The following is a 25,990-nucleotide window of genomic DNA, read 5'->3' on the forward strand; positions in this document are numbered from 1 at the left end:
CGTCAGGCGCCGACGTACGCCGCGAGGTGCTCACCCGTGAGGGTGGCACGGGCGGCCACGAGCTGGGCCGGGGTGCCCTCGAAGACGACCCTGCCGCCGTCGTGGCCGGCGCCGGGGCCGAGGTCGATGATCCAGTCGGCGTGCGCCATCACCGCCAGGTGGTGTTCGACGACGATGACCGACTTGCCGGCGTCGACCAGCCGGTCGAGCAGGCCGAGCAGCTGCTCCACGTCGGCGAGGTGCAGTCCGGTGGTCGGCTCGTCGAGGACGTAGACACCGCCCTTGTCGCCCATGTGGGTGGCCAGCTTGAGCCGCTGCCGCTCGCCGCCGGACAGCGTGGTGAGCGGCTGACCGAGGGTGAGATAGCCGAGCCCGACGTCGGCGAGCCGGCCGAGGATGCGCTGAGCGGCCGGGGTGTGCGCCTCCCCCGAGCCGAAGAACTCCTCGGCCTTGGCCACCGGCATCGCGAGCACCTCGCTGATGTCCCGGCCACCGAGGTGGTAGTCGAGCACCGCCGCCTGGAACCGCTTGCCCTCGCAGTCCTCACAGGTGCTGGCCACGCCGGCCATCATGGCCAGGTCGGTGTAGATGACACCCGCGCCGTTGCAGGTGGGGCAGGCGCCTTCCGAATTGGCGCTGAAGAGGGCCGGCTTCACCCCGTTGGCCTTGGCGAACGCCTTGCGGATCGGGTCGAGCAGCCCGGTGTAGGTGGCCGGGTTGCTGCGCCGCGAGCCCCTGATCGGGCTCTGGTCGACCGACACCACGCCCGCGTCGGTGGGGATCGACCCGTGGACGAGCGAACTCTTGCCGGAGCCGGCGACACCCGTGATGACGGCGAGCACGCCGAGCGGGATGTCCACGTCGACGCCCTGGAGGTTGTGTGCCCTCGCGCCGCGGATCTCCAGCGCCCCGGTGGGCTTGCGCACGGACTCCTTCAGGGCGGCCCGGTCGTCGAGGTGGCGGCCGGTGACGGTGTCGCCGGCCCGCAGCCCCTCGACGGTGCCCTCGAAGCAGACGGTGCCGCCCGCCGTGCCCGCGCCGGGGCCGAGGTCGACGACGTGGTCGGCGATCGCGATCGTCTGCGGCTTGTGCTCCACCACGAGGACGGTGTTGCCCTTGTCGCGCAGGCGCAGCAGCAGATCGTTCATCCGCTGGATGTCGTGGGGGTGCAGGCCCGCGGTGGGCTCGTCGAAGACGTAGGTGACGTCCGTGAGCGAGGAGCCGAGGTGGCGGATCATCTTGACGCGCTGCGCCTCACCGCCCGACAGTGTGCCCGCCGGCCGGTCCAGCGAGAGGTAGCCGAGGCCGATCTCCGCGAACGAGTCGAGGGTCTGCTGCAACGATGCGAGCAGCGGTGCCACCGACGGCTCGTCGAGCTTGCGGACCCATTCGGCCAGGTCGGTGATCTGCATCGCGCAGGCGTCGGCGATGCTGACCTTGTCGATCTTCGACGAGCGGGCGCCCTCGCTGAGCCGGGTGCCGTCGCAGTCGGGGCAGATGCTGAACGTCATGGCCCGCTCGACGAAGGCGCGCACATGCGGCTGGAGCGCCTCGATGTCCTTGGCGAGCATCGACTTCTGGATCTTCGGGATCAGGCCCTCGTACGTCAGGTTGATGCCGTCGACCTTGATCTTGGTCGGTTCCCTGTGGAGGAGGTCGTGCAGTTCCTTCTTCGTGTACCTGCGGATCGGCTTGTCCGGGTCGAAGAAGCCGCAGCCGGTGAAGATGCGGCCGTACCAGCCGTCCATGCTGTAGCCGGGGATCGTGAGCGCGCCCTCGTTGAGCGACTTGCTGTCGTCGTAGAGCTGGGTGAGGTCGATGTCGGAGACCGTGCCCCGGCCCTCGCAGCGGACGCACATGCCGCCGGTGCGGTTGTAGGTCGCCTTCACCGTCTTCTTGGCGCCGCGCTCGACGGTGATGCCGCCGCTGGCCCGCACCGAGGCGGTGTTGAAGGAGTAGGCGCTGGGCGGCCCGATGTGGGGTCGGCCGAGCCGGCTGAAGAGGATGCGCAGCATCGCGTTGGCGTCGGTGGCGGTGCCGACCGTGGAACGGGGGTCGGCACCCATCCGCTGCTGGTCGACGATGATCGCGGTCGTCAGCCCGTCCAGCACGTCGACGTCGGGCCTCGCCAGCGTGGGCATGAAGCCCTGCACGAAGGCGCTGTACGTCTCGTTGATCAGTCGCTGCGACTCGGCGGCGATCGTGTTGAAGACCAGAGAGCTCTTGCCCGAGCCGGACACCCCCGTGAACACGGTCAGCCGGCGCTTGGGGATCTCGACGCTGACGTCCTTGAGGTTGTTCACGCGCGCGCTGTGCACGCGGATCACGTCATGGGTGTCGGCAGCGTGCGGCGCGGGCGATCGGGTGTCCGTCCTCTTGGCGGGGCTCATCGACTGTCTCCATCCGTCTTGCCGGGCATCGCTCCCACGCTATGCGCTGCCCGGGGCCCGGCGCTTCTCGATTCGTGATCGGACGGGTCCGTCCTCCTCCGCCGCGGGGTACGGGATCGTGCCGGACCGGGCGGACCGGCGGCGGAGCACGGTCGGAGCGGCCCCTCACACACACCCGGACGCGGATCGGCCGCCTCCGGGCGTGAGCGGTCAGTGAGTGACATCCCTGAACGGGGAGATCGTGAAGGCGCTGGGATGGGCTGGATCATCGCGCAAGGTGAGGTGGAAATGACCGACGTGGTGCAGGCGGAACCGGCGGAACTGCCGTACGGCTGCCGCGCCCCCGTGCGGGAGAGGACCCTGGGCGCGGCGGAGGAGCGGTTCCGGGGGCTGCTGGAGGCGGCGCCGGACGCGAGGTCATCGTCGACGGCCGGGGCACCGTCACGCTCGTCAACGCCCAGACCGAGGCCCTGTTCGGCTACCGCCGTGACGAACTCCTCGGTCGTCCCGTCGAGTTGCTGTTGCAGCAAGGACGTGCGGGCGCTCGACTGCCCGGTCACCATGCCTCTCGGTGTCGGCGGCGTCCCGTTCGAACAGGCCCGCACGCACGTACCTCCGGGAGCCGCCCTCGTGCTGTACACGGACGGCCCGACAGAGACACCGGGCAGCGACGTCGAACTACGACTCGCTGAACTCTCCTCGCTGATAGCGGAGTTGTTCACCGGTGCGCCCTGTGACGGCGGCCGACCAGGTGCTCGCGGGCCTGCTGCCGGACCCGGAGAGCCGCAACGACGACGTGACCCTGCTGCTGGCGCGGCTGCCGTCGGCCCAGGTGTACTGATCACGAGGGTTGTGGACGCCCGTGATCGCGCGCGGGGGTTCGTGCCGGGTCGTGTCGGGCCTGTCGACGGGGACGGCGTACGACTCCGGCGCGGGCAGCGGCCGCTCCCGTACAGACGCCGGGAGCGGCCGTCAGGAAGCTGTGCCGTCGCCGCTCCGGCCGATGCGGTCGACGTGCAGGACGTTGGCCCGGTCCTCGGCGTCCTCGCTGGCCTCGGCGGCGAACCAGGCGTCGAGGATCTCCTTCAGCAGCGGCTCGGAGGTCAGACGCAGGCTGAGGGCGAGGACGTTCGCGTCGTTCCAGCGGCGGGCGCCCTCGGACGTAGCGGCGTCGGTGCACAGGGCCGCGCGGACGCCGGGCACCTTGTTCGCGGCCATGGACGCGCCCGTGCCCGTCCAGCAGCACACGACGGCCTGCTCCGAGGTCCCGTCGGCCACCTCCCGGGCCGCCGCTTCCGAGCACGCCGCCCACTGGGGGTCCGCGCCGGGCCGCAGCGCGCCGTGGGGCAGCACGTCGTGCCCGCGTCCGCGCAGCTCCGCGACGAGCGATCGGGCGACGGGTTCGTCCATGTCGGAGGACACCGAGATCCGCATGCTCCGAAGGGTACTGAGGCGGGGCGGGCTGCGTCGCGCCGGGGACACGAGTCCACGTCAACGCCGCCCACCGGCGGTCGGCACCGACATGACCGCCGCGTGGTCAGACGGGAGCGTTCCCCGGCGCCACCGCCACCTGGTCCCCCTGCCCGTCCCCCTCCCGCTCCGCCGCCGTCGCCGTCGGGTCGGGGAGCCCGACCGGATTGCCGTCCGGCAGCAGGCCCGACTCGCGGACGGTGCGGGCCAGCGGCGCGAGGAGGTCGCCGAGGCGGGCAGTGGCGTCGGGACCCAGGGCCGTCCAGGGGGCGGTCGCGGCGGCGTCCGTCCCGGCCTCGACGGCCGCGCGCACGGCCGTCCCGGCGGGGGTGAGCCGGCCGTCGTCGGCGAGCAAGCCGCGCTCACGCAGAGCGGCCTGTGCCGTCCGCCATGCCGGAAGATCCCATTTGCGCGTCTGCCGGAGCAGTTCCTCGTCCGACTCCCCCGCCGCGCACTTCAGCGCCATGGCCTCGACCGGGCCCAGGCCCTGGCCGACCAGCACGGCGATGTGCCCGTCGCCGCGGTGTTCGCGCAGCGTGGTGACCGCCTGCCAGAGCCTGACGTGCGGCTGCGCCGGACGCGGGAGGGCCTGGTTGGCGGCACCGAGGACCCGTCCGCCCGTGTCCGCGGCCCCCGCCGCGTCCCAGGCGAGGTCGGCCGCTTCGGCCATCGCGGCGGACCCGACCGTGTCCGGCCCGAACACACGGGTCATCGCGGCGTCCATCGCCCGCTCGCGTGCCGCGAGGACGTCGGCCGGATCGGCGTACCGCCATGCGTCGGGGACGGCCCGCGCCACTCGGTCGGGGTGGAAGACGTAGAAGGAACTGGTGACGACGGAGGCCGGAACGGGGCCCAGGGGCGCGGCGCGGAACGCGAAGTAGCCCATCCAGAAACCGCGCATACCGATGTCGTCGGCGGCCCGGTGCGCCTCGGGGGCGAAGTAGACCAGGTCATGCACGAGTTCGAACCGTTCCCACATCGTCCGTACGACGCCGCCGCCCACCCCGTGCCTCCCGGCTCACCGATCCCGTGCCCGCCGGGAGGCAGCATGCGCCATGACGGCCACGGCGGACAAGCCCCGCCGGGACTGGCGGTGGGGGGCGGCGACGAGGTGCCGACGGCTGGCGCGGCGGCGCGCGAGGCCACCCCTCGATACTCAACTGATCCTCCGATCCCAGGCGTTGACCGTGTCAGCACCCCACAGCAGAATGAGCCCGCGCCATTGAGAGCGCTCTCAAGGCCATGCGCTTCACGGCACAGCCCACCCCCCGCGTCCTCGAGGAGATCCATGACCGGCAGTCAAGGCCCGGCGCTCAGTCGCCGTGCGCTCATCGGGACCGGTGTCGCGGTCGGCGCCGCCGCGCTCACCGCGGGTGGGTCCGGCGTGGCCCACGGGGCGCCGTCGGCTTCACCGCGGCGACGGGCTCACGCCTTCCTCGCCGCGGCCATGGACGCCTATCCGCGGCACGGCGCCCTGCGGCTGGCGCAGAGCTACACCGACCAGGCGGGCCTGTTCAGCACCGCCTTCACCTACGACAACGCCCTGGTCGTCCTCGCGGCGCTCGCCTCCCGCGGCACGGACGGCCTGTCCCGTGCCGTGGCTCTCGGCGACGCGCTGCTGTACGCGCAGAGCCACGACCCGGTGTACGACGACGGACGGCTGCGGCAGGCGTACAACGTGGGGCCGTACACGTTCTACGACGGTTCGCCGCAGCCGGACGGATTCGTGCGGGCGGACGGCACGGCCAACGTGGGCACGCAGTTCGGCTTCACGGGGACGGCCGTGGGCGACATGGCCTGGGCCGGTATCGCGCTCGCCGCGCTCGCCGCTCGGACCGGCCGTGCCCGTTTCCTCGCCGGTTCCGTACGGATCGGCGAGTGGATCGAGCGTGTCGCCCGCACCGACCAGCCGCTGGGCGGCTACACGTTCGGCGTCGACGGGGCGGACGAGCGCCTGCCGTTCAGCTCGACCGAGCACAACACCGACCTGGTCTGCCTGTTCGGGCGGCTCGCGCGGCTCACCGGGAACCGGGTGTGGTGGGAGCGGCGGGCTCGGGCCGTGGCCTTCGTCGAGACCATGTGGGAGCCGTCCGGCGGCTTCTTCTACACCGGTACCAACGACGGCGTGACGGTCAACAGGTCCCCGGTCCCGGAGGACACCCAGACCTGGACCCACCTGGCCCTCTCCTCCCGCACCCACAGCCGCTCGCTGGACTGGGCCCGGACCGGACTGGCCGTCCTGGACTCCGCGGACCGCCGCAACAGCACGGTGCCGGCGGGCCAGTCGTACGAGGGCGTCACCTTCAGTTCCGCGAGTCTGCTGGCGAAGGAGGACGCCCCGATCGCCGACGGCCGGCCGAGGCCGGACCGCAACGGGGTGTGGTTCGAGGGCACCGCCCACCTGGCGCTCGCCCTGCGGGACCGGCGCGCCCCGGGCGACGAGGCCCGTGCCCGGCGGCTGCTCGCCTCCGTCGAGCGGGCGCAGGACATGCTCGGCCCCGACCAGACCCTCGGCGGCACGCCGGTCGCCGCCGGCTCCGGTGTCGTCTCGGCGAGCAGCCCTCTCGACACCGGTTTCGGCTTCGGCTACTACCCCTACCGGCACACCGGCGCCACCGCCTGGTACCTGCTGGCGGCGACTCGCGTCAATCCGCTGCGGGCCTGATCGTCCGCAGCCGCCGCTACGACGTACCGGCGGCGCCGGGTCCCGGTCCGATGCCCTGCGACTCCCTGATCGTCCCGCCGAGTCTGCCGCGGAACCTCTCCAGCGTCTCCGGCCGGGCGCTGACGACCCAGCGGGTGCCCACCAGGTATGTGCCGCCGTACACGCTCGCGGAGTCCAGCCAGGTCTCCTTCAGCCTCTCCTCCGGGAACGTGGTGATGAGGTAGCCGCCGTCCTCGGTGGTGCACGCGCCCTGGCGCAGTTCGTCGGCCTCGATGCGGATGTCGGCCTCGCAGCCGGTGAGGCCGGCGATCACCTCGACCTTCGCCGGGGCCACGACCCCGGCCGCGGGGGCGGCGGAGATCCTCGCCGGGTCGCTGTTCACCGTTGTCTCGTCCACGGCCCCGTCCCCACCCGCACCGCAGGCCGTTACGAGGCAGAGCGAGAACAGGCCTCCGACGAGCGCGGCGCCTCGCCGGAGGCGGTCTGCGGTGGTGGGGGTGCGGACCGTGTGTACTCGCCGCTGTTGCTGTGGCACGTGCCTCTCCGTCTTCCGGTCCCGGACTGCGCCCGACCGCGTCGGCGAACGGGCGTACGACTGCCCAGGGGTACGGCCGGTCCGCGGAGGGTGTTCACGACCCGCACTCCGGAAGCCCGGCGGCCCGACCCGGGCGGGTCCACGACGCCGGCGGGCCCGCCGGCGAGGCGCCCGTCCCGGCGGTGGGGGCGGCCGCTCCCCGGCACGGACAGCGCCGGCGCCTCCCCCGGCGCCCGGCGAGCCGCTCGGCGGCCCGACGCCGACGGTCGAGTCGAGGAGGAGGCCCACGCCTTCTCCGCGCGGGCGGCCGACCACGCGAAGGAAGACGGCGGCGGGCTGTCCAGGGGCGCCTCGGCCGATGTCGTCGCCGCGGCGGGCTGTCCACGGGCGCCTGGGCCGGCACCGTCGCCGTCCCCGCCGCGGCATGGGGTTCCCCGTGCGCCATCGGGGCGCCGCCCGGAAGCCGGCGGGCGCACGGCCGGGGGGCATCACGCCCGGCTGGGCGCGAGCCTCGACCTGTCGTTCGCGCGTCGCGTCGCCGTCCGGCACGGCCGCCCGGCGCGTCAGCCGTGCGGCGCCTGCCCGCTCACCCGGTGGTCGGCGTGGCTCAGCGCCTCCAGGACCAGGCGGCGCAGATGGCCGTCGCTGAGCCGGTAGTGGATGTGCCGGCCCTCGCGGCGGGTGTCCACCAGCCCGGCGAGCCGCAACTTCCCGAGGTGCTGGCTGACTGCCGTCCGGGACGCGCCGCAGCGCTCGGTGAGGGAGCCGACGTCCGACTCGCCCTGCGCGAGCAGCCACAGCAGATGCAGCCGGGTGGCGTCGGACAGCATCGCGAACACCCCGGTCGCCTCGGCGAGCCGCGCACTGTCGGGGGGCCGCAGATGCACATCGGCCGCAGGTGAGATGGGGTGGCTGTCGGGCATGGGGCCAGCCTAGGGCCATCCGCGCCGGGTACGGCCGGACGGTGGTGGGCGATCGAGCGCGTGGTCTCCCCCGAGGTCACTTCATCATGTGCACAGATGCGCACATGACAGCTAGACTCGTGGCGACACGGATCGCGCCGCCGAGGGAGCCGCCCGCATGCTCGCCGTCCTGCGCCACCGCACCTACCGCCACCTCTTCGCCGCCCAGGTCGTCGCCCTGGTCGGCACGGGTCTGGCGACCGTCGCCCTCGGGCTGCTGGCGTACGACATCGCTGGCGCCGACGCCGGTTCGGTGCTCGGCACCGCGCTCGCGATCAAGATGGTGGCGTACGTGGCGATCGCCCCGGCCGTGGGCGCGCTGGCCGACGGTCTGCCGCGCCGGGCGCTCATGGTGTCGGCGGACCTCACCCGTGCCGGGGTGGCCCTGCTGCTTCCCTTCGTCGACCAGGTGTGGCAGGTGTACGTCCTGATCCTCCTGCTCCAGTCCGCGTCGGCCGCGTTCACCCCGGCCTTCCAGGCCGTCCTCCCCGACGTGCTGCCGGAGGAGCGTGACTACACGCGGGCGCTGTCGATGTCCCGGCTCGCCTACGACCTGGAGAGCCTGTTCTCACCGGCACTGGCCGCGGCCCTGCTGTCCGTCGTCGCGTACAACTGGCTGTTCACGGGCACCACCGTGGGCTTCCTCGCCTCGGCGGCGCTGGTGGTCTCCGTGTCCCCGCCCCCGGCACGCCCGTCGAAGGCGCACGGCGTGTACGCCAGGGCCACGGCGGGCACCCGGCCGTTCCGCACCGTCCCCGCCCTGCGGGCGCTGCTGGCACTGAACCTCGCGGTGGCCGCGGCGAGCGCCATGGTGACCGTCAACTCCGTCGTCTACGTAAGGGACTTCCTGGACCGGCCGACAGAGGCCGTGCCCCTCGCGCTCGGCGCGTACGGCGCCGGCTCGATGACCGTGGCACTGCTCCTGCCCCGACTGCTGGACCGGGTGCCGGACCGGACGGTGATGCTGCGCGGGGCCGGGCTGCTCGCCGCCGTCTTCGCCGGACTCGGTGCCGTCACGGCGGCGGAGGGCGGCGGCTGGCGGTGGCCGGCCCTGCTCGCCGTGTGGGCGTTCTTCGGCGCCGCCTGCGCGATGGTGCTGACGCCCACCGGGCGGCTCGTCCGCCGTTCGGTACCGGCCGAGGCGCGGACGGCGGCGTTCGCGGCGCAGTTCTCCCTGTCGCACGGCTGCTGGCTGCTGACGTACCCGCTGGCGGGCTGGCTCGGGGCGGCGGCCGGACTGGGGTGGGCGGTGGCCGTCCTGGGCTCGATCGCTCTGGCAGCCTCGCTGTCGGCGGTACGGCTGTGGTCGGCGCCGCCGCCTCATGTGCACGCGGACCTGCCCGCCGGACACCCGCACCTGACGGACGCCCGACGCGTGCGGTCCGGCTGGCGGCACCGTCACGGCAGCGTCGCGGACGGGGCGCACGCCCCGTCGTAGCGGCCGCACGCGGGTCACGGCCGGGATGTTCCGACGCGTTCCGGGTAGGGCTGCCCCAGGCGACCCGGAGGGAGTCCATGTCCCCTGCGACACGACGTGCGGCCCGCTGGGCGGCCACCGCCGCCGCTCTCCTCCTCATCGGCGGCTGTGACGGCGGCGGCACCGGCGACGACTCGGTGCGGACGACGCCGGCACCGCCGCCCACCGGCTCGACGGCGCCGACCACGGCCGGCGGTTCCCCACCGCCCACGGCACACTCTCCCATCCCGACCGGCACCGCCCCGGAGGACCCGGAAGGAGCCGAGCGGGACATCCGGGCCGCGTGGGGGTCCCTCTTCGCCCCGGAATCCTCCGTCGACGACCGCAGCGGGGTGGTCGAGGACGGCTTCCAGAACGCCCTGATGATCGAGAACCTCTTCGCCGACCGCCTGGGCAGCCGCCTGCGCGCCACGGTGACGTCCGTGGCGTACACGACGTCCCAGGACGCCGCTGTCGGCTACACCCTCACCCGTGACGGCCGGCCGCTGGATACCGGCGGGCCGGGGGCGGCGGTCCGGCAGGGCGGCACCTGGAAGGTGGCGCTGCGCACGGTCTGCGCGCTGACCCGGCACGCCGAGGACGCGCCCAGGGCGCCGAGCTGCGAGGACCCCGGGGCACCGTCGGCCACGGCGGGCGCGCGGCTCCAGCGTTCCGGCTTCAGCCCCGGTGGCTCACCGCCGCGTCGAGCAGCGAGCCGAGTTCGCGGGCCACGCTCGTCAGGGCGCGCACGTCCTGCTCGGCGCGGGCGATGAGGATCGCCCCCTCCAGGGCTCCGATCATGAGGGTGGCCAGCGGTGCGGTCCGCTCCCGCGGGACGCCCATCCCGGTGAGCGCGTCGGCCACCGCTTCGTTCCAGGCGGCGAACGCGGCGGAGGCGGCCTCCCGCGTGGACTCGACGGACTCCGCGCAGTCCACCGTGGCCGCGGCGACGGGGCAGCCGCCCGCGAAGCCGGTCGACGCGTACTCGTCGGTCCACTGGCGCACCATCTCGCCGAACAGACCGCTCGGCGTCGGCTCGGGCAGCCCGGCCAGGAAGCGGGCCACCCGGTCGGCCGCGTAACGGCCGGCCCAGCCCACCGCCTCGTTGACCAACTGTTCCTTGCCGCCGGGAAAGTAGTGCTGGAGCGAGCCTCGCGGCGCCCGTGCGTGCGCGGCCACCTCGCGCATGCCGGTGGCGCCGACCCCGTCACGCCGGATGAGCTGGGCCGCGCTGAAGACCATCCGCTCGCGCGGCCCCCGTTCGGACGGCGCCACTGTCGACCTCCACGTTGTCCCGATTGACCGACGGCCACTCTATGACCGTCGTCATAGTTGCGCCTACCATGACGACCGTCATAGTCGTCGGCAGGCGACGCGATGGCTCCGCCTCCGCACGGGGCGGGAACGGTCCCCCGAAAGGCACCACATGACGTACGTCGGTTTCCTCGGCCTCGGGGTCATGGGGCTGCCCATGGCCCTCAACCTCGCCCGCGCCGGGACGCCCCTCACGGCGTGGAACCGCACCCCCGGCCGCTGTGAACCCCTGCGCGCCACCGGGGCCGAGATCGCGGCGAGCCCCGCCGAGGTGTTCGACCGGGCCGGCACGGTGATCCTCATGTTGGCCGACGAGACCGCCGTCGACGCGGTCCTCGGGCGCGGCACTTCGGTTTTCGCCGCGCGCGTCGCCGGACACACCGTCGTCCACATGGGCACGACGTCACCCGAGTACTCCAGCGGCCTGCGGGAGGACATCCGGGCCGCCGGCGGCCGCTACGTCGAGGCGCCGGTGTCCGGCTCCCGAGTGCCGGCGGAGCGGGGAGAGTTGGTGGCCATGCTGGCAGGGGACGACGACGCCGTGGCGGCCGTACGTCCGCTGCTCGCCCCGCTGTGCCGCGAGACCTTCGCGTGCGGCCAGGTCCCGGCCGCACTGCTGATGAAGTTCTCGGTGAACCTGTTCCTCATCACCCTGGTCACCGGCTTGGCCGAGGCCTTCCACTTCGCCGACCGGCACGGGCTCGACCGGCGACTGCTGCGGGACGTCCTGGACGCGGGCCCGATGGCCAGCGCGGTCTCCCGCGGGAAGGCACCCAAACTGCTGGCCCGCGACTTCAGCGTCCAGGCGGCGGCCGCGGACGTCCTGAAGAACAACCGCCTGATCGCCGAGGCGGCCCGCAAGGCCGGCCTCGCCTCCCCGCTCCTCGACGTGTGCCATGCCCTCTACGGCGAGACGGTGGAGCAGGGCCACGGCGACGAGGACATGGCGGCCGTCCTGCACGCGCTGGAGACCCGGACCGACGGCCGCTGAGACGGCACCCACCTCTCCCCCATCGCCCCGGCCGGAAGCCTGCCTCGGTCCGGGGTCCGGGGTCCGGGGTCCGGGGTCGACGACCCTACGGGTCCTCCGCGCCGCACCGGCCCCCGGCTGAGCAGGAGGACACGACGATCGCGCCGATCAGTGGAAGCCTCCGCCCCGCCGCCCTGGGCGAGCCCGCCGAGCGACCGTGCGCGCCGCAGGGCGCCGGCGCGCGTCCGTGGCGTGGCGCGCGGCGGCCGGACCGGGCCTGTCGGCCACCTGGTGACCGAGAAGGTGAGCTTCGCCCCTCGGCGCACCGGACACTCGATTTCGGCCATTGTGCGCCGAGGGGCAACAATGTGTCGCCGGGAGGCGGCGCCGGTGGCGCGCGGTCTGGTCAGCCGCGGTACGACACGAAGGGGGCCATGGTGAACGGGAGGGAACCGGAGTTCGGTACGTTGCTGCGCCGGCTCCGGCTGGATGCGTACATGACCATAAAGGGTCTTTCCGAGGCCTCGGGAGTGAGCGTCAGAGGGATCGGGGATCTGGAACGAGGACGGCGTGCGGCGCCGCAACGGCGGACGGTGGCCGCTCTCGCAGCCGGCCTCCAGTTGGACGAGGGCCGAAGCGATCAGCTCCTCGCGGCCGCTCGGAGAGGCACCGCCGGCACGTACGGATCCGTCGCCGTCCGCACCTTTCCCCGTGGTATCAACGACTTCGTCGGCCGCGGACGGGAGCTGGCCTCGCTGATGGCGCTGGCGTCGGGGCCGACGGAAACCACGGCGGGCCCCGAGGGCCACCGACCGGTGGTGGTGGCCGTGTCGGGTCCGCCGGGCGCGGGAAAGACCACGCTCGCTCTGCACTCGGCGCAGGAGCTGGCGGATCGCTTCCCCGACGGCCGGATGGTGCTGGACCTGCGCGGCATGGACGAGGCTCCGGCCTCGACGGCCGAGCTGATACTGAGCGTCTGCAAGGCCTTCGGCGTGTCGGACGACGAACTCGCGACGGCCGGCCCCCAGGGGCACGCCGCGTCGTACCGGGATCTCCTCTCCAGGAAACGCTGCCTGCTCATCCTCGACAACGCCCGGGACGAGGCCCAGGTGCGGCAACTGCTTCCGGAGCACGGGCGAGCCGTGGTGATGGTGACCAGTCGGCGCATGCTCACGGCGCTGCACGGTGCGCACCGGCTCGTCCTGGGAGAACTTCCGCCGTGCGAGGCGGTCGCTTTCCTCACCGCCATGATCGGGACGCGACGCGCGTCCGTAGAACCGTCCGCGCTCGACGACGTGGCCCGGCAGTGCGGCTATCTCCCCCTCGCCCTGCGCGTGGCGGGAAGCTGGCTGGCGACCCGGACCGGCTGGACGGTGCGCAGACTGGCCGACCGGCTCGCCGTGGCGGAGCGCCGCCTGGACGCCCTGGTCGCCGGCGACAGGCGGGTGTCGGCCGCGTTCGACCTCTCCTACCGCCAGCTCACGCCCGACGCCGCTCGCCTGTTCAGACGACTTGCCCTGGTGCCCGGCCCCGACGCGGGGTCGGCCTGCGCCGCCCGGCTGATCGGGAAGGATCTCGCTTCCGCGGAGGACACGCTGGAGGAACTGGTCGAGACGGGCTTGCTGGGAACGCACGGAAACCGCTTCAAGCTGCACGACCTGCTCCGCCTGTACGCGCACGCCCGTCTCGAGGCCGACGAGGACGTCGGAGCGGCGGAGAAGGTCCGGGCCGATCTGTACCGCTGGCTGCTGGAGACCACCGTCGTCGCCGGCCGCTGGTTCGAACCGGACCACGGGGCGCCGCCCGCGGACTGGCGAGGGCTGGTGGATCTCTCCTCCGCCGACATGGCTCGCGCCTGGCTCCAGGCGCAAGGGGTGAACTGGCTGGCGGCTCTGCGCGCCGCGGCGGAAGCAGGCGATCATGGGCTGGTGGTGGAGGTGGCCGAGTCCCTCCACTGGTTCTCCGATCAGTGGATCTTCTGGGGGCACTGGCCCGAGGTGTTCCGTACGGCCGCGCGCAGCGCCGGAGCACTGGGCGACGCGGTGGTGGAAGCGACTCAGCTCAACTATTACGCGTGGGCCGTTCTCATCTGCGAGAGTCGTCCCGCCGCGAGTCTGCCCCTGTCCGCAAAGGCGTTGGAGATCGCGGTGGACGCCGGTGACGTGTCCCAGCAGGCCTGGGCGCACTACTACCGCGCATGGGCCTACCGCAAGCTGGACCGTCCCGCCGAAGCCGCACGTCACTGCAACCATGCGGCGGACCTTTTCGCGTCCACGGGCGACATCCACGGCAGCCTCCAGGCCCACCACGCCCGGTCCGTGAACCTGCTGGTGGACGGCGACGGCGAGGCGGCTCTCGCCTCGTACCGGCGCACCCGCGCCTTCCTCGACGAGGCCGGCGACCTGGTCGAACCCCACATAGCCACGACGACGCGCATCGGCATCCTCTCCGGGACCGGCAGGAGCCTTGCTCTGCTGGAGCGGTGGGACGACGCCGTCACGAACGTGCGGAGCGCGGTCCGCCTCTGCCGGGAATTCGGCAACCGCTCGGTGCTGAGCATCCAGCTGGTCCACCTGGGGCAGATGCTCGTTGCCGCCGGCCGAACGACCGAAGCGCGGGAGGTGTTCCTCGCCTGCCTCGAACTCGGCTCCGAAGCCGACCCCCGTCGTGTCGAGGAGGCACGCGCGCAGATCGCCCGCCTGACCTCCGCCGAGAGCGGTCCGGTTCTCTGACTCCGGCAGCTTTCCGGCACCGCACGGCACTCCGATGTCGCGCACCACTCGGCAGGACCGAACGGCGGCGACCAGCTCGGGGCAGCGCGGGGTGCGGGCCCACCTGCTGCACGGCTTTCCCCGGACCTGGTACGGCTGGCGCAAGCGGACACGGCATCGCCCCCGTCGTCCGGGGCGTCGCCATCGTCGAATGGGGCACCTCCGCCAGGAGGAGCAGCCCGCGGTGGTCAACGCCGAGCCGCTGACCCTTCCGGAGGGCTGGACCGGCTGAGCGGTCTCCCGGCCCCGGCCGGCCGAGGACGACCTGCGGCGCGCCGACCGGCGTCAACCCGTCGCCACCACGGTCCGGAGAGCGCCGTCCGACGACGGCAGCAGGAGCCTCTTGCGCTGCCGCCACGGCGCCGTTCGGACCAGTGCGCTCGCGGACCCAGGCCGGGCGCAGAGAGTAAACCGCGGCTCACCGACGCCCCCTAGGTTGGGCCCACGTACCCCGGCATACAGCCATATTTTTCGCTACATCACAGAGATGAGCCCCGCCATGTCCCACTCCGCGTCCCCGACCGTCGTGCTCGTCCACGGCGCCTTCGCCGATGCCTCCAGCTACAACAGCGTCATTGTCGAACTGCTCCAGCGCGGCCTGAAGGTCGTCGCTCCGGCGGTGCCCAACCGCAGCCTGATCGGCGACTCCGCCTACGTCGCCTCGGTCATCCGCCAGATCGAGGGCCCGGTCGTCCTCGTCGGCCACTCCTACGGCGGCGCCGTGATCACCGTCGCGGGTGTGGAGGAGAACGTCAGGGCGCTGGTCTACCTGTCCGGCTACGCCCTCGAGGAGGGTGAGAGCCTCGGCGAGTTGCAGGGCCAGTTCCCCGACTCCGACCTCGCCGCCGCCCTCGTGTACACCCCGTTCCCCGTCGAGGGATCCGACACGCCGGGCACCGATGTGTCGGTGGACGTCGAGAAGTTCCCCGCCATCTTCGCCGCCGACGTCGACCCCGAGGTCGCCGCCGTCCTCGCCGTCTCCCAGCGTCCCCTCGCAGCCCAGGCCTTCACCGAAGCCGCTCCGGCCGCCGCCTGGAAGACGAAGCCGTCCTTCGGCCTGGTGTCCTCCTCCGACCACACCATCAACCCCGACGTCGAGCGCTTCGGCTACGAGCGCGCCGGCATGACCACCATCGAGGTGGACTCCTCGCATCTGGTCATGCTGGCCCACCCCAAGAAGGTCGTCGCCTTCATCGAGGAAGCCGTCAAGGCCACCGTCAAGTAGTTCCCCGCCTCGTCCTCACGCCGCTCGCAGGTCCTCGGGGGCGGCTCGCGGCCGTGCCCGTGCAGGCGCCCGCGAGGCTGCGGAGGCGTACCGCGCAGAAAGCCGATCATGAACTCATCGATTTCACGCCGCACTGTGACCGTGTCGATGCTGGCCGGGGCCGCGGCCCTGGGAGCCTCAGGCGTCACCCACTCCGCTTCGGCGGCGGGGAGACCCGCTTCCCACGCCGAGGGTGGGGAAAAGGGTCCGCTGCCCACCATCGTGCTCGTCCACGGCGCCTTCTCCGACGCCTCCCACTGGAGCGGCGTCGTCACGAGGCTCCTCCGTCAGGGGCACCGGGTCGTGGCCCCTCCGGTCCCGCTGCGCGAAGTGGCCACCGACGCCGCCTACGTGCGCAGCGTCCTGGACGGCGTCGAGGGCCCCGTCGTGCTCGTCGGACACTCTTACGGCGGTTCCGTCATCAGCCACGCCGCCGAGGGCGCCTCGCAGGTCAAGGCACTGGTCTACGTGGCCGCGTTCGTCCCGGAGGTGGGCGAGAGCGCGCTGTCGCTGACCGACAGGTACCCGGGCAGCACCCTCGCACGGGCCACGACCACGCAGCACTACCCGCTGCCCGGCGGCGGACAGGGTGAGGAACTCGTCATCCGCCAGGACCTGTTCCGTCAGCAGTTCGCGGCCGGCGTCCCCGTCACCACCGCGCGGACGATGGCGGTGGGACAGCGGCCGATCACCGTGTCCGCGCTCCGGGAACCCGCCACCGCCGCCGCGTGGAAGAAGCTGCCGTCCTGGTACCTGATCGCCACGGAGGACCGGAACATCCCACCGGCGGCGCAGCGTTGGATGGCCGCGCGTGCCAGGGCCCACACGGTCAGCGTCCACGCGCCCCACGCCGTCGCGGTGAGTGACCCGCGCGCGGTGAGCGAGCTGATCCTCAAGGCGGCGCGTGCCGTTCGGTCCGCTCGCTGACCGTCGGGCGGAGACCATCGGGCGGAACGCAACCGGCACGGCGGTACGGCGGTACGGCGGTACGGCGGTACGGCGGTACGGCGACCGTGCGCGCGGTCGGGTGAGCCCGCGGGGCGCGGCGCGCCTGGTCGTGCCGCGCCCGTGAGCCCGTCCCGTGAGCCGGTCCCGCCGCGTTCGCGGGCACGCCGTGACGGGCCGTCCGGCCCGTCACGGCCGGGCGATACCCATGCGGCGCGCAAGCCGAAGCGGATCCTCGTCGCCGGCCCTGCCGACGGCGGAGGTCGGCGCACCGCGCCGAAGGGCACGCGCCCGCCGCACCGGGTCGCCCCGGGGGGGGAGCCCGGCCGGAATCGTTCGGACGGTTGTCGCGGGTCGGGTGGACGACTCCCGTGCCTGCCCTCGACTCCGGCCTGCCGACGGAAGGTGGGGCGGTGCGGGCCGTGAGGACTGCGTCCGCCACAGGAGTCGGCTCTGCGGAACATGCCGTGCGGGCGGAGTGACCTCGTCATCCCGCGCCGCGTTCCCGGGGGCCGCGCCCGAGGCCGGTGTCGCCGCTCAGCCGTGTCACATCCGTGCCGACGGGGTGGGGTGACGCGAGTGACCGGAAGCCGCTCCCGCACACGTGCGGCAAGCGCGGAGGGCCGCTGGCGGCGGCCGGCTATGCGGGCTTGCCGAGGAGTCGAGGAGGGGGCATGACGACAGTACGCGCAGCACGGGGGCCGCTGTCCCCGGCTGTCAGGCGCATGGTGCGCCACTCGCGGGGCGGGAGGCCGTAGGCCCCCCGGAAGACCCGGCTGAAATGGGTGGGGTTGACGAAACCCCAGCGTTGGGCGATGGACGAGACGGTGGGCGCCGTCCGGCCGCTGCGGGCCAGTTCCCGAGCGCACTCCTCGAGCCTGCGCCGCCGGATGAGCCGACTGACGGTGATGCCTTCGCCCTCGAAGAGCCGGTGGAGGTAGCGCACCGAGATGTGGTTCGCCTTGGCGACGGATTCCGGTGACAGGGCGGGATCGGCAAGGTTCTCGTCGATGTGGTCACGGACGCGCCGCACCAGATGATTCCGCGCGTTCCACCCCTCTGTCTCCGCGTCCGCGTTGCGTTCGGCGACCAGGGCGGCGAAGACGTCGGTGATGCCGTTGGCCAGACCGCTCGCGGCAGCCGGAGAGAACGCGTGCGCCGCGGCGGCGACGGTGGCGAGCAACGGCATCAGGACCGCCGCGCATCCCTGGTCCGTGCCGAACACGGCGCCGGTGACGCGGCGGAGATCCTCGTCCGGAAGCCCCAGCAGGTGGCGCGGCATGTGGATGACGCGGGTGGAGAAGCGGTCGGGAAAGTCCAGGGAGTACGGGCGGGTCGTGTCCCACACGAAGAGGTCACCGGGGTTCGCGACGACCTGTCGGCTGTCCTGGGTGAGCACCGTCGTACCCGACATCTGCAAGGCGACGGCCACGAGCGGCTCCGGCGAGCGCGTGATGTGGGCGGCCGTCCGGCTGACGCGGTACGCGTCGGCCTCGACGGCGGTGACCCGCAGGGCTCCCACCCGGTGGGTGACGATGCGCCCTTCGAAGGAGCGGTCGCCGCGCAGGGCGATGGTCACTGGCACCAGCGCCTGTTCCACCGCCCGGCGCCAGTAGGTGAGTCTGTGTTCGTCGGGCACCGAAGCGGTCGTCAGCACCGGGCTCATCCGGCTCTCCTCTCATCCGTGCGATAACGGCGGAGGCCTCGGACACCCGTGCCCGCACGGGCCTGGCGGATGCTCGGCGCCTCGAGAAGGCGACGTTCGTGCCCGGACAAGTGCGGATGTCCCACCGTGGGAAAAGCCTCCCGCGACCGGCCCGGGCGGCGGCGGTGCGGCCCGGTTCTCCGCTGCGACCAGCCAAGCAGCCCGGCCTGCGGCACTCCAGGCAGAAGGTAGGCAGAAATGTGGCACGTGACGGCGGCAGGCAGACCATCCCTCGATGCGGGGCCGACGAGGCGCCTCCCGGAGCGTCCTCCCGCCGGCCGCGCGTGCCGCGCGAAGGCGGACGGCAGGTGGGGGTGAGGACCAGCACGGGCAGGCTGCTCACCGCGCGAGGCAGGCGGGAGGCCCGGCGGGAACGCGTCCCACGCAGTGTGCAGGACTACCGCGATCACGTACACCACCGGGAACGGGAAAAATGGCCCGGCCGTGTCACCGCTGGAGCACCGCCGGTACCGAAGCCGCCACGGACCAGAGGCGGAGCGGGTTCAGGTGGGGCGACCCAGGAAGGATGCCGGTGCGGCGGCCGGCAGCGCGGGTCCGGTGTCGCCGTCGTCGCTGCTGCTGCCGCGCTGGTGCGGCTGGTGTTCACCGCGCCGTTGTCGAAGCCGATGACGGTGATGGCCGAGACGGCAGTCGCACCGGCGACGGTCAGAGGGAACGGGCGGCAGAACGGCCACCGACGATCATCGTCGTTTCTGACGACGAACGAGGAGTCGGTGGCCGCGGGTGCCGTATCGCTTGCCTACATGCTTGGCCGATCGGCGGTGACGACGAGGCGCTTGGTGCCGCCGCCGGTGCTGGCGCCGGGCACGGCCTGGGCATATTCGTAGATGCCGTAGGGGGTGTACTTCACCTGGTCGTTCGGCTGCCAGTAGTCCTGGAAGATCTGGTAGAGGTGGAATTTGTGGGGTCGGCACGGTTCACCAGGCGGGCAGGTGAGGCCATCCTTGTAGACCTTGATGCTCTTCGACATCTCGTCGGAGATGCCGACCCAGGGAACCCGGATCTCGCCGGTCTTCGTGCTGTGGGCGTCGATGGGGCCGAACCACGAGTCGTTCTCGGCGATGTACAGCCACGCCGGATAGTCCATGGCGTTGTGCACTTCGGTGATGACGGTGAGGTTCGCCCTGGCCACGGTCGCGGATCGGGTGCCGTTCAGGGATCCGGGAGTGGCGGCGTCGGCGGACGGGAGGGCGGCGAACGCGCCCCCCAACGTGAGCGCTCCTGCTACGGCGACGGAGAGGGCACGGAAGATGCGCATTGCGATCCTTCACTTTCCAAGGCATGCAAACTCTACGGAGAGTAAGGGAACGGATACAATGAGTCAACTTCGTTCGACCTCAAGGAGATACAGGTCGAACCGAGCGGGCTGTCCGTTCCACGGGCGGCGGGCCGTCGGGGTGATGGCGACGGGGCGGGGGCAGCCGGGCACGACGGCCTCGCCGGGCCGCACGGCCCCCTGGCGTCCCCGGCCGACGTCCGGCTCACGCCCGACCGGCTGATCCGTGTCGCCCAGGACACCGGTCGGCCCGGCGCCTGCGCCCGCTCCCGCATCGGCTCGGTCCACCCGGTGCGGATCACCGCGAAGCCGGGCGCGCTGAGACGTCCCCACCGGCTGTGACCTGCGGACCCACGCTGTCTAGACTTCTGGTGACCGGGCTCGGGGGCAGTGACGGGAGCACGGCGAACGGGGAGCACGGAGTGACTGATGATCACGGAGCGTTCGGAGCCACGCTGCGCGAGCTGCGGATCGCCGCTTCACTGACCCTGGAAGGGCTGGCCGAGGCGTCCGGCGTCAGTGTTCGGGGCATCGGTGACCTTGAGCGTGGGCGGCGGGCCGCGCCGCAGCGGCGGACGGTGGCGGCGCTCGCGGACGGACTGGGGCTGGGCGAGGCCGACCGGGAGCGGCTGCTGGCGACCGCCAGAGCCGGACGCGGCACGGCCTACAGCCCTGCCGGGGTTCGGGCCCTCCCTCGCGGCGTCGTCGACTTCGTGGGCCGCACCCGGGAACTGGCGTCACTCACCGAACTCGCGGACACGGTCGCGGCCCGGCACAGCGGCGAAGGGGACGCGGGTCAGGTGGCCGTGGCGGTCTCCGGGCCGCCCGGGACGGGGAAGACCACCCTCGCGCTGCATGCGGCGCGTGAGCTGGCGGGCCGTTTCCCGGACGGACAGCTGGTGGTCGACCTGCGGGGCACGGACGACGAGCCGCCGGAGCCGCCCGAGCTGATGCTCACGGTGCTCAAGGCTCTTCAGGTGGCGGACCGAGACCTGGCGAAGGCGGGGCCGCAGGGGCATCCCGGTCTGTACCGCCAGCTGCTGGCCGAACGGCGCTGCCTGCTCGTCCTGGACAACGCGCGCGACGAGGGCCAGGTCCGCCCGCTGCTGCCGGGAGCCGGTGCGGGCATGGTGGTGGTGACCAGTCGGCGCATGCTCACGGGCCTGGAGAGCGTGTATCGGCTCCCGTTGGGCGAGCTGACGCCGACGGAGGCCGCGGCCTTCCTCACTCGCGTGGTCGGAGCGGAACGGGCGGCGGCGGACCCCGCGTCGCTCGCGGAGGTGGCCCAGCTCTGCGGACACCTGCCGCTGGCCCTGCGGGTGGCGGGCAACTGGCTGGCCACCCGCACGGGCTGGCCGGTGCGCAGGCTCGCCGACCGCCTGGCGCTGGAGGACCGGCGGCTGGACACGCTGTCCGCCGGCGACACGGGGGTCTCCGCCGCCTTTGACCTCTCCTACCGCCAGCTCACCCCCACAGCCGCCCGGATGTTCCGGCGGCTCGCGCTGGTCGCGGGCCCGGACACCGGGGCCGCCGCTGCCGCCCGGCTGACCGGACAGGAACTGTTCGACGCCGAGGACACACTGGAAGAGCTGGTCGAAGCGGGGCTGCTGGCCGCCGACGGGGAACGCTACCGGCTGCACGACCTGCTGTGCCTGTTCGCGCGCACCCGTCTGATGTCCGACGAGAGTGCCGAGGCCGCCCGCCTGGCGGCGGCAGCTCTCGACGACTGGCTGCTGAAGACCACGATCATGGCCGGCCGCTGGTTCGAGCCCGACCACGGGGCTCCCCCGGCGGACTGGGCCGGAACGGTCGACCTCTCCTCGGCCGACCTCGCCCGCCGGTGGCTGAAGGCGGAGGGTGCCAACTGGCTCGCGGCGCTGCGCAGGGCCGCCACCGCCGGTGAACACTCGACGGTGGTGGAGGTCGCCGAGGCGCTGCACTGGTTCTCCGACCAGTGGATCTCCTGGGTGCACTGGCCGGAGGTCTTCGGCACCGCCTCCGAGTCCGCGCACGCGCTGGGAGATCCCCTGCTCGAAGCGACCCAGCTCAACTACCACGCGTGGGCGCTTCTCGTGTGCGAGGGGCGGTTCGAGGACAGCGTCGCCCAGGCCGATCGGGCCCTCGCCGCGGCGCGGCGCGCGGGCGACCCGCTCCAGGAGGCCTGGGCGTACCAGTACCGCGCCTGGGCGCTCCGCAAGATCGGTGACCATGTGACGTCCGGTGCGGACATCGTCAGGGCCGCCGAGCTCTTCGACGCCGCGGGTGATGTGCACGGCAGTCTCCAGTGCATGCATGGCCAGGCCCTCAGCCTGATGGCACAGGGGCGGTCCGAGGAGGCCCTGGTGTCCTACCGGCGCACGTACGCCTTCCTGGAGGAGGCGGGCGAGCGCGTCGACCCGCACATCGCCGACATCACCCGCCTCGAACTGCACAGCAACATGGGGGTGACATATGCCCGGTTGAAGCAGTGGGACGAAGCCCTCGCCCATTCGTGGACGGCGGTCCGCATGTGTCGCGCCACAGGCAACACCTCGCTGGAGAGCCGTCGGCTGATCGACCTGGGCGGCGTGCTGCTCGAGGCCGGACGACCGGCGGAGGCCCGCGACGTCTTCTCCCGCGTACTGGCCCTGGGCTCCGACGCGGACCCGCGGGCCGTCACGGAGGCACGCGAACGGCTCGGCGGACTCCCCGGCCCCTGAACGTTCGCTCACCCTTCACGCCCTCCCCGTTCCGAGGGGGAGCCGCGCGACGATGCGGGGCGGTCGGCGCCGTTGTCCACGACAGCCGTGTCGGTGCGTCCGGTTCCGTTCTCCCCGTGCGCGCGGGCCGTTCCCCTCACGGCGGCCGCGAACCTCGTGCGTGTTCGACCCGCCGTCCGTCGAGGCCCGTGAGCCGGGGGACGAGGTGCGGTCCGTGGAACCGGCAAGCCCGCGGCGGACCTGGGGTGGACCAACCACCGTCTCCCCGCCGCCCCATGGGAGCGTCCGCGTGCGCCCCCCTGCAATCGTGGCCCGCCGCACGGCGCGGGCCCGCGCACCGTCCCACCTCTCGGGCGCGCGTGAGCCCCCGGACGTGACCTTCGCTCCCGCAAGGTCGATACTTCGAACAGTGGGCCTTGAGCCCGCCCCGACCCGCCTACCCACGAGACCCGAGAGCCGTCTCCGAAGTCGAGATCCAGTCGAGTCAGTACCGTCGAACCCGCTCCCGACCGCCAGGCACCGCCCAGATCGCACACTGTTCATACCCTCCCTGACCAGCAAGAGCACAGACCAGAGACCGTCTGTCAAGACTTCCAGGAGGTACCCATGAAGATGCTGATCAACGTCCCGGAGACCGTGGTCGCCGACGCGCTGCGCGGGATGGCCGCCGCGCATCCGGAACTGACCGTGGACGTCGAGAACCGGGTGATCGTGCGGCGGGACGCTCCGGTGGCCGGGAAAGTAGGGCTGGTCTCCGGGGGCGGGTCCGGGCACGAGCCGTTGCACGGCGGGTTCGTCGGGCCGGGGATGCTGTCGGCCGCCTGTCCGGGCGAGGTGTTCACCTCTCCGGTGCCCGACCAGATGGTGCGTGCCGCCGCGGCCGTGGACAGCGGGGCGGGAGTGCTGTTCATCGTGAAGAACTACACGGGTGACGTGCTGAACTTCGACATGGCCGCCGAACTCGCCGAGGACGAGGGCATCCAGGTCGCGAAGGTGCTCGTCGACGATGACGTCGCGGTGACCGACAGCCTGTACACGGCGGGGCGGCGCGGCACCGGCGCGACACTGTTCGTGGAGAAGATCGCGGGCGCCGCCGCCGACGAGGGCCGGCCGCTGGAGCAGGTCCAGGCGATCGCCCGGCAGGTCAACGAGAACTCGCGGAGCTTCGGCGTCGCGCTCAGCGCCGTCACGACGCCGGCCAAGGGCAGCCCCACCTTCGACCTGCCGGTCGGCGAGCTGGAGCTGGGCATCGGCATCCACGGCGAGCCGGGCCGGGAGCGGCGGGCCATGATGACCTCCGGCGAGATCGCCGACTTCGCGGTCCACGCCGTGCTGGAGGACCTCCCGCCGCGCAACCCGGTGCTCGTCCTGGTCAACGGCATGGGCGCGACGCCCCTGCTGGAGCTGTACGGATTCAACGCCGAGGTCCAGCGGGTGCTGGGCGATCGCGGGGTCGCCGTCGCCCGTACGCTCGTCGGCAACTACGTGACCTCCCTCGACATGGCCGGCGCCTCGGTGACCGTGTGCCAGGCCGACGAGGAGCTGCTGCGGCTGTGGGACGCGCCCGTGCGGACGCCGGGGCTGCGCTGGGGCATGTGAGCAGGCGGAGGCAAGCGATCAACGTACCGACCACGCAAGGAGACCCCGTGCTCGACGCCGACTTCTTCCGCCGTTGGATGACGGCGACCGCCGTGTCCGTCGACCGAGAGGCGGAACGGCTCACCGCCCTCGACTCGCCGATCGGCGACGCCGACCACGGCAGCAACCTCCAGCGGGGGTTCGCCGCCGTCACCGCCGTCCTGGAGAAGGAGGCCCCCGCGACCCCGGGAGCCGTCCTCGTCCTCGCCGGACGCCGGCTCATCTCGACCGTCGGCGGGGCGTCCGGACCGCTGTACGGCACTCTGCTGCGGAGCACCGGCAAGGCGCTGGGGGACGCGACGGAGGTGAGCGAGGAGGATTTCGCGCAGGCGTTCCGCGCCGGCGTCGACGGGGTCATGCAACTCGGCGGGGCCGCGCCCGGCGACAAGACGATGATCGACGCGCTGGTGCCCGCCGTGGACGCACTCGGCGACGGCTTCGGGGCGGCCCGGGCCGCGGCCGAGCAGGGTGCCCTCGCCACCACCCCGCTCCAGGCCCGCAAGGGCCGGGCGAGCTATGTGGGCGAGCGCAGCATCGGACACCAGGACCCGGGCGCCACCTCGGCGGCGCTGCTGGTCGCGGGTCTCGCGGAAGCGAACGGGGAGTGAGCGGAGCCATGGCCGACGACCGGCTGGTGGGAATCGTGCTCGTGTCGCACAGCGCGCAGGTGGCGGCCTCGGTCGCCGAGCTGGCTCGGGGTCTCGCGGGCGGCGGCACCTCCGTGCCCGTCGCCCCGGCGGGCGGCACGGAGGGGGGCGAGCTGGGGACGAGCGCGGAACTGATCGCCGCCGCTGCCTCCTCGGTCGACCGCGGCGCCGGGATCGCCGTCCTCACCGACCTCGGCAGCGCCGTCCTCACCGTGAAGGCGCTGCTCGCCGAGGGCGGCGAACTCCCCGACGGCACGCGCCTCGTGGACGCGCCCTTCGTGGAGGGCGCGGTGGCCGCGGTCGTCACGGCGTCCACCGGAGCCGACCTCGACGCGGTGGAGGCGGCCGCCGCGGAGGCGTACACCTACCGGAAGGTCTGACCGCGGTCCGGCGGTGGGCGCACGACGGACCAGGCGCGCCCACCGCCCGACACGCACCGTCACCCGTCCGTGCCCCCGTTCCGGCCGGTCCTCGGCGCGGCGGCCGGAACGGCCACGAACGTCCGCGCCAGCCGCTCGCCGACCTCGGCCGCCGACGCACGGCTCTCGATGGGTGTCGCCCGTGAGTCCTCGAAGACGATGTACGTGACGCCGGACGCCACGCCCCCGTCCTGCGGGTCGGGGCGGATGCCCAGCGCCTCGGCGGCGGCGTACGAGGCCTCGCCGATGATCTCGCGCGGCCCCACGTCACCGACGACCGCGTAGCGGACGCGGTTCCGGTACACGACGGCCGCGACGCTCCCGCCGCGCACTCCGTGGTCGCGGTGGTTCCAGACGGCGCTCACGCCCGGTACGACGATGAACGGCAGGCTCTCCGCGCTCAGGTAGCGGCCGTCGGACTGCTGGAAGGCGGTGGCGGGCCAGAACAGGGGGTCGGTGGTGCTGTTGCAGCGCGGGCCCGGCCGGCCGTCGCAGTCGATGTCCATGTCGGCCGTCCAGAAGACCGCGCCGTCGGTCCCGCACACCGGGATCGTCGCCGGGGCGTCGGCATCCGTGCGGTAGAGGCCGCGGGAGACGGGGGCACAGTCCCGCACCCGGGCCAGCAGCGCGGCGGCGCTCACGGACTCCTGCTGCCGTGCCGTCGGTCTCCGGGGCACCTCCGAGCCTCGGGACGCGGCGGCGGGCGGTGGGACCGGGGCCAGCAGGGCGAGACCGGCCACGGCCAGCGTCAGCGACTGGACACGCACGTTGAGGGGCCTCTCGTCGGGGACAGGGACGGACACCCGGCCAAATCTGAGGCCGGATCGTCTCCGGGGTCCAGCC

The 25,990-nt window shown here is 73.0% G+C and carries 21 protein-coding genes and 1 pseudogene; 13 read left to right on the forward strand and 9 right to left on the reverse strand.

Going from position 1 to position 25,990, the window contains the following annotated elements; translation table 11 throughout:
- Nucleotides 1-2: 2 nt before the first annotated feature.
- Entirely contained in the window at nt 3-2,390 is a 2,388-nt protein-coding gene (locus ACZ5Y0_RS10025; protein ID WP_469128149.1) for an ATP-binding cassette domain-containing protein, read from the reverse strand.
- A gap of 561 nt (nt 2,391-2,951) precedes the next feature.
- On the opposite strand from ACZ5Y0_RS10025, the pseudogene ACZ5Y0_RS10030 reads away from it, so the two are divergent.
- Nucleotides 2,952-3,044 (forward strand): annotated as a pseudogene (locus tag ACZ5Y0_RS10030) (SpoIIE family protein phosphatase); the annotation flags it as partial.
- 318 nt (nt 3,045-3,362) lie between these two features.
- Here the strand turns inward: ACZ5Y0_RS10030 and ACZ5Y0_RS10035 are convergent.
- Together ACZ5Y0_RS10035 and ACZ5Y0_RS10040 are read right to left on the reverse strand one after the other, a co-directional pair.
- Nucleotides 3,363-3,824: an RpiB/LacA/LacB family sugar-phosphate isomerase gene (locus ACZ5Y0_RS10035; protein ID WP_469128150.1), complete on the reverse strand. Its 462-nt coding sequence runs from the start codon at nt 3,822-3,824 to the stop codon at nt 3,363-3,365.
- A 103-nt stretch (nt 3,825-3,927) separates the two neighbouring features.
- Complete coding sequence (locus tag ACZ5Y0_RS10040; protein ID WP_469128151.1) at nt 3,928-4,863, reverse strand: SCO6745 family protein; 936 nt, start codon at nt 4,861-4,863, stop codon at nt 3,928-3,930.
- A 285-nt stretch (nt 4,864-5,148) separates the two neighbouring features.
- On the opposite strand from ACZ5Y0_RS10040, the gene ACZ5Y0_RS10045 reads away from it, so the two are divergent.
- Nucleotides 5,149-6,525, forward strand: a complete 1,377-nt coding sequence (locus ACZ5Y0_RS10045; RefSeq protein WP_469128152.1) for a Tat pathway signal sequence domain protein — start codon at nt 5,149-5,151, stop codon at nt 6,523-6,525.
- Nucleotides 6,526-6,541: 16 nt separating this feature from the next.
- Here ACZ5Y0_RS10045 and ACZ5Y0_RS10050 read toward each other — a convergent pair whose 3' ends face one another.
- On the reverse strand, nt 6,542-6,922 hold the full coding sequence (locus tag ACZ5Y0_RS10050) for a hypothetical protein (RefSeq protein ID WP_469128153.1): 381 nt from the start codon (nt 6,920-6,922) through the stop codon (nt 6,542-6,544).
- 701 nt (nt 6,923-7,623) lie between these two features.
- A complete protein-coding gene (locus ACZ5Y0_RS10055; protein WP_469128154.1) occupies nt 7,624-7,983 on the reverse strand; it encodes an ArsR/SmtB family transcription factor in 360 nt (119 codons plus the stop codon).
- A gap of 157 nt (nt 7,984-8,140) precedes the next feature.
- On the opposite strand from ACZ5Y0_RS10055, the gene ACZ5Y0_RS10060 reads away from it, so the two are divergent.
- Nucleotides 8,141-9,460, forward strand: a complete 1,320-nt coding sequence (locus ACZ5Y0_RS10060) for an MFS transporter (RefSeq protein ID WP_469128155.1) — start codon at nt 8,141-8,143, stop codon at nt 9,458-9,460.
- Nucleotides 9,461-9,537: 77 nt separating this feature from the next.
- Complete coding sequence (locus ACZ5Y0_RS10065) at nt 9,538-10,251, forward strand: MTB12 C-terminal domain-containing protein (protein WP_469128156.1); 714 nt, start codon at nt 9,538-9,540, stop codon at nt 10,249-10,251.
- Here ACZ5Y0_RS10065 and ACZ5Y0_RS10070 read toward each other — a convergent pair.
- Entirely contained in the window at nt 10,157-10,753 is a 597-nt protein-coding gene (locus ACZ5Y0_RS10070; protein ID WP_469128157.1) for a TetR/AcrR family transcriptional regulator, read from the reverse strand. The two genes, ACZ5Y0_RS10065 and ACZ5Y0_RS10070, sit on opposite strands and share 95 nt — an antisense overlap.
- A gap of 151 nt (nt 10,754-10,904) precedes the next feature.
- Between ACZ5Y0_RS10070 and ACZ5Y0_RS10075 the strand changes: the two genes are divergently transcribed.
- The 5 genes from ACZ5Y0_RS10075 (at nt 10,905) to ACZ5Y0_RS10095 (ending at nt 16,724) form a co-directional block, all read left to right on the forward strand.
- The gene (locus tag ACZ5Y0_RS10075; protein WP_469128158.1) at nt 10,905-11,783 is read left to right on the forward strand and encodes an NAD(P)-dependent oxidoreductase; all 879 of its coding nucleotides are present in this window, start codon (nt 10,905-10,907) and stop codon (nt 11,781-11,783) included.
- Between the two features lie 413 nt (nt 11,784-12,196).
- Nucleotides 12,197-14,494, forward strand: a complete 2,298-nt coding sequence (locus ACZ5Y0_RS10080) for an ATP-binding protein (RefSeq protein ID WP_469128159.1) — start codon at nt 12,197-12,199, stop codon at nt 14,492-14,494.
- A 34-nt stretch (nt 14,495-14,528) separates the two neighbouring features.
- Entirely contained in the window at nt 14,529-14,765 is a 237-nt protein-coding gene (locus tag ACZ5Y0_RS10085) for a hypothetical protein (protein WP_469128160.1), read from the forward strand.
- 267 nt (nt 14,766-15,032) lie between these two features.
- Nucleotides 15,033-15,758, forward strand: coding sequence for an alpha/beta fold hydrolase (locus ACZ5Y0_RS10090; protein WP_469128161.1), 726 nt, complete (start codon nt 15,033-15,035; stop codon nt 15,756-15,758).
- A 108-nt stretch (nt 15,759-15,866) separates the two neighbouring features.
- Nucleotides 15,867-16,724 carry an alpha/beta fold hydrolase gene (locus ACZ5Y0_RS10095; RefSeq protein WP_469128162.1) on the forward strand — a complete coding sequence of 286 codons (858 nt, stop codon included), beginning with the start codon at nt 15,867-15,869 and terminating at the stop codon, nt 16,722-16,724.
- A gap of 658 nt (nt 16,725-17,382) precedes the next feature.
- Here the strand turns inward: ACZ5Y0_RS10095 and ACZ5Y0_RS10100 are convergent.
- Nucleotides 17,383-18,408 (reverse strand): AraC-like ligand-binding domain-containing protein, encoded by a 1,026-nt coding sequence (locus tag ACZ5Y0_RS10100; RefSeq protein ID WP_469128163.1) that lies wholly within the window; start codon nt 18,406-18,408, stop codon nt 17,383-17,385.
- 799 nt (nt 18,409-19,207) lie between these two features.
- On the reverse strand, nt 19,208-19,726 hold the full coding sequence (locus ACZ5Y0_RS10105; protein ID WP_469128164.1) for a hypothetical protein: 519 nt from the start codon (nt 19,724-19,726) through the stop codon (nt 19,208-19,210).
- A 440-nt stretch (nt 19,727-20,166) separates the two neighbouring features.
- Between ACZ5Y0_RS10105 and ACZ5Y0_RS10110 the strand changes: the two genes are divergently transcribed.
- The 4 genes from ACZ5Y0_RS10110 (at nt 20,167) to ACZ5Y0_RS10125 (ending at nt 25,108) form a co-directional block, all read left to right on the forward strand.
- Complete coding sequence (locus tag ACZ5Y0_RS10110; protein WP_469128165.1) at nt 20,167-22,443, forward strand: ATP-binding protein; 2,277 nt, start codon at nt 20,167-20,169, stop codon at nt 22,441-22,443.
- A gap of 606 nt (nt 22,444-23,049) precedes the next feature.
- On the forward strand, nt 23,050-24,042 hold the full coding sequence (gene dhaK / locus ACZ5Y0_RS10115; RefSeq protein WP_469128166.1) for a dihydroxyacetone kinase subunit DhaK: 993 nt from the start codon (nt 23,050-23,052) through the stop codon (nt 24,040-24,042).
- Between the two features lie 47 nt (nt 24,043-24,089).
- Nucleotides 24,090-24,689 (forward strand): dihydroxyacetone kinase subunit DhaL, encoded by a 600-nt coding sequence (gene dhaL, locus ACZ5Y0_RS10120; protein ID WP_469128167.1) that lies wholly within the window; start codon nt 24,090-24,092, stop codon nt 24,687-24,689.
- An 8-nt stretch (nt 24,690-24,697) separates the two neighbouring features.
- Nucleotides 24,698-25,108 (forward strand): PTS-dependent dihydroxyacetone kinase phosphotransferase subunit DhaM, encoded by a 411-nt coding sequence (locus ACZ5Y0_RS10125; protein ID WP_469128168.1) that lies wholly within the window; start codon nt 24,698-24,700, stop codon nt 25,106-25,108.
- Nucleotides 25,109-25,167: 59 nt separating this feature from the next.
- On the opposite strand, the gene ACZ5Y0_RS10130 is transcribed toward ACZ5Y0_RS10125, so the two are convergent.
- Nucleotides 25,168-25,914: a glycoside hydrolase family 75 protein gene (locus ACZ5Y0_RS10130; RefSeq protein ID WP_469128471.1), complete on the reverse strand. Its 747-nt coding sequence runs from the start codon at nt 25,912-25,914 to the stop codon at nt 25,168-25,170.
- Between the last annotated feature and the right edge of the window lie 76 nt (nt 25,915-25,990).

It is taken from the genome of Streptomyces sp. NPDC033216 (assembly GCF_055577115.1).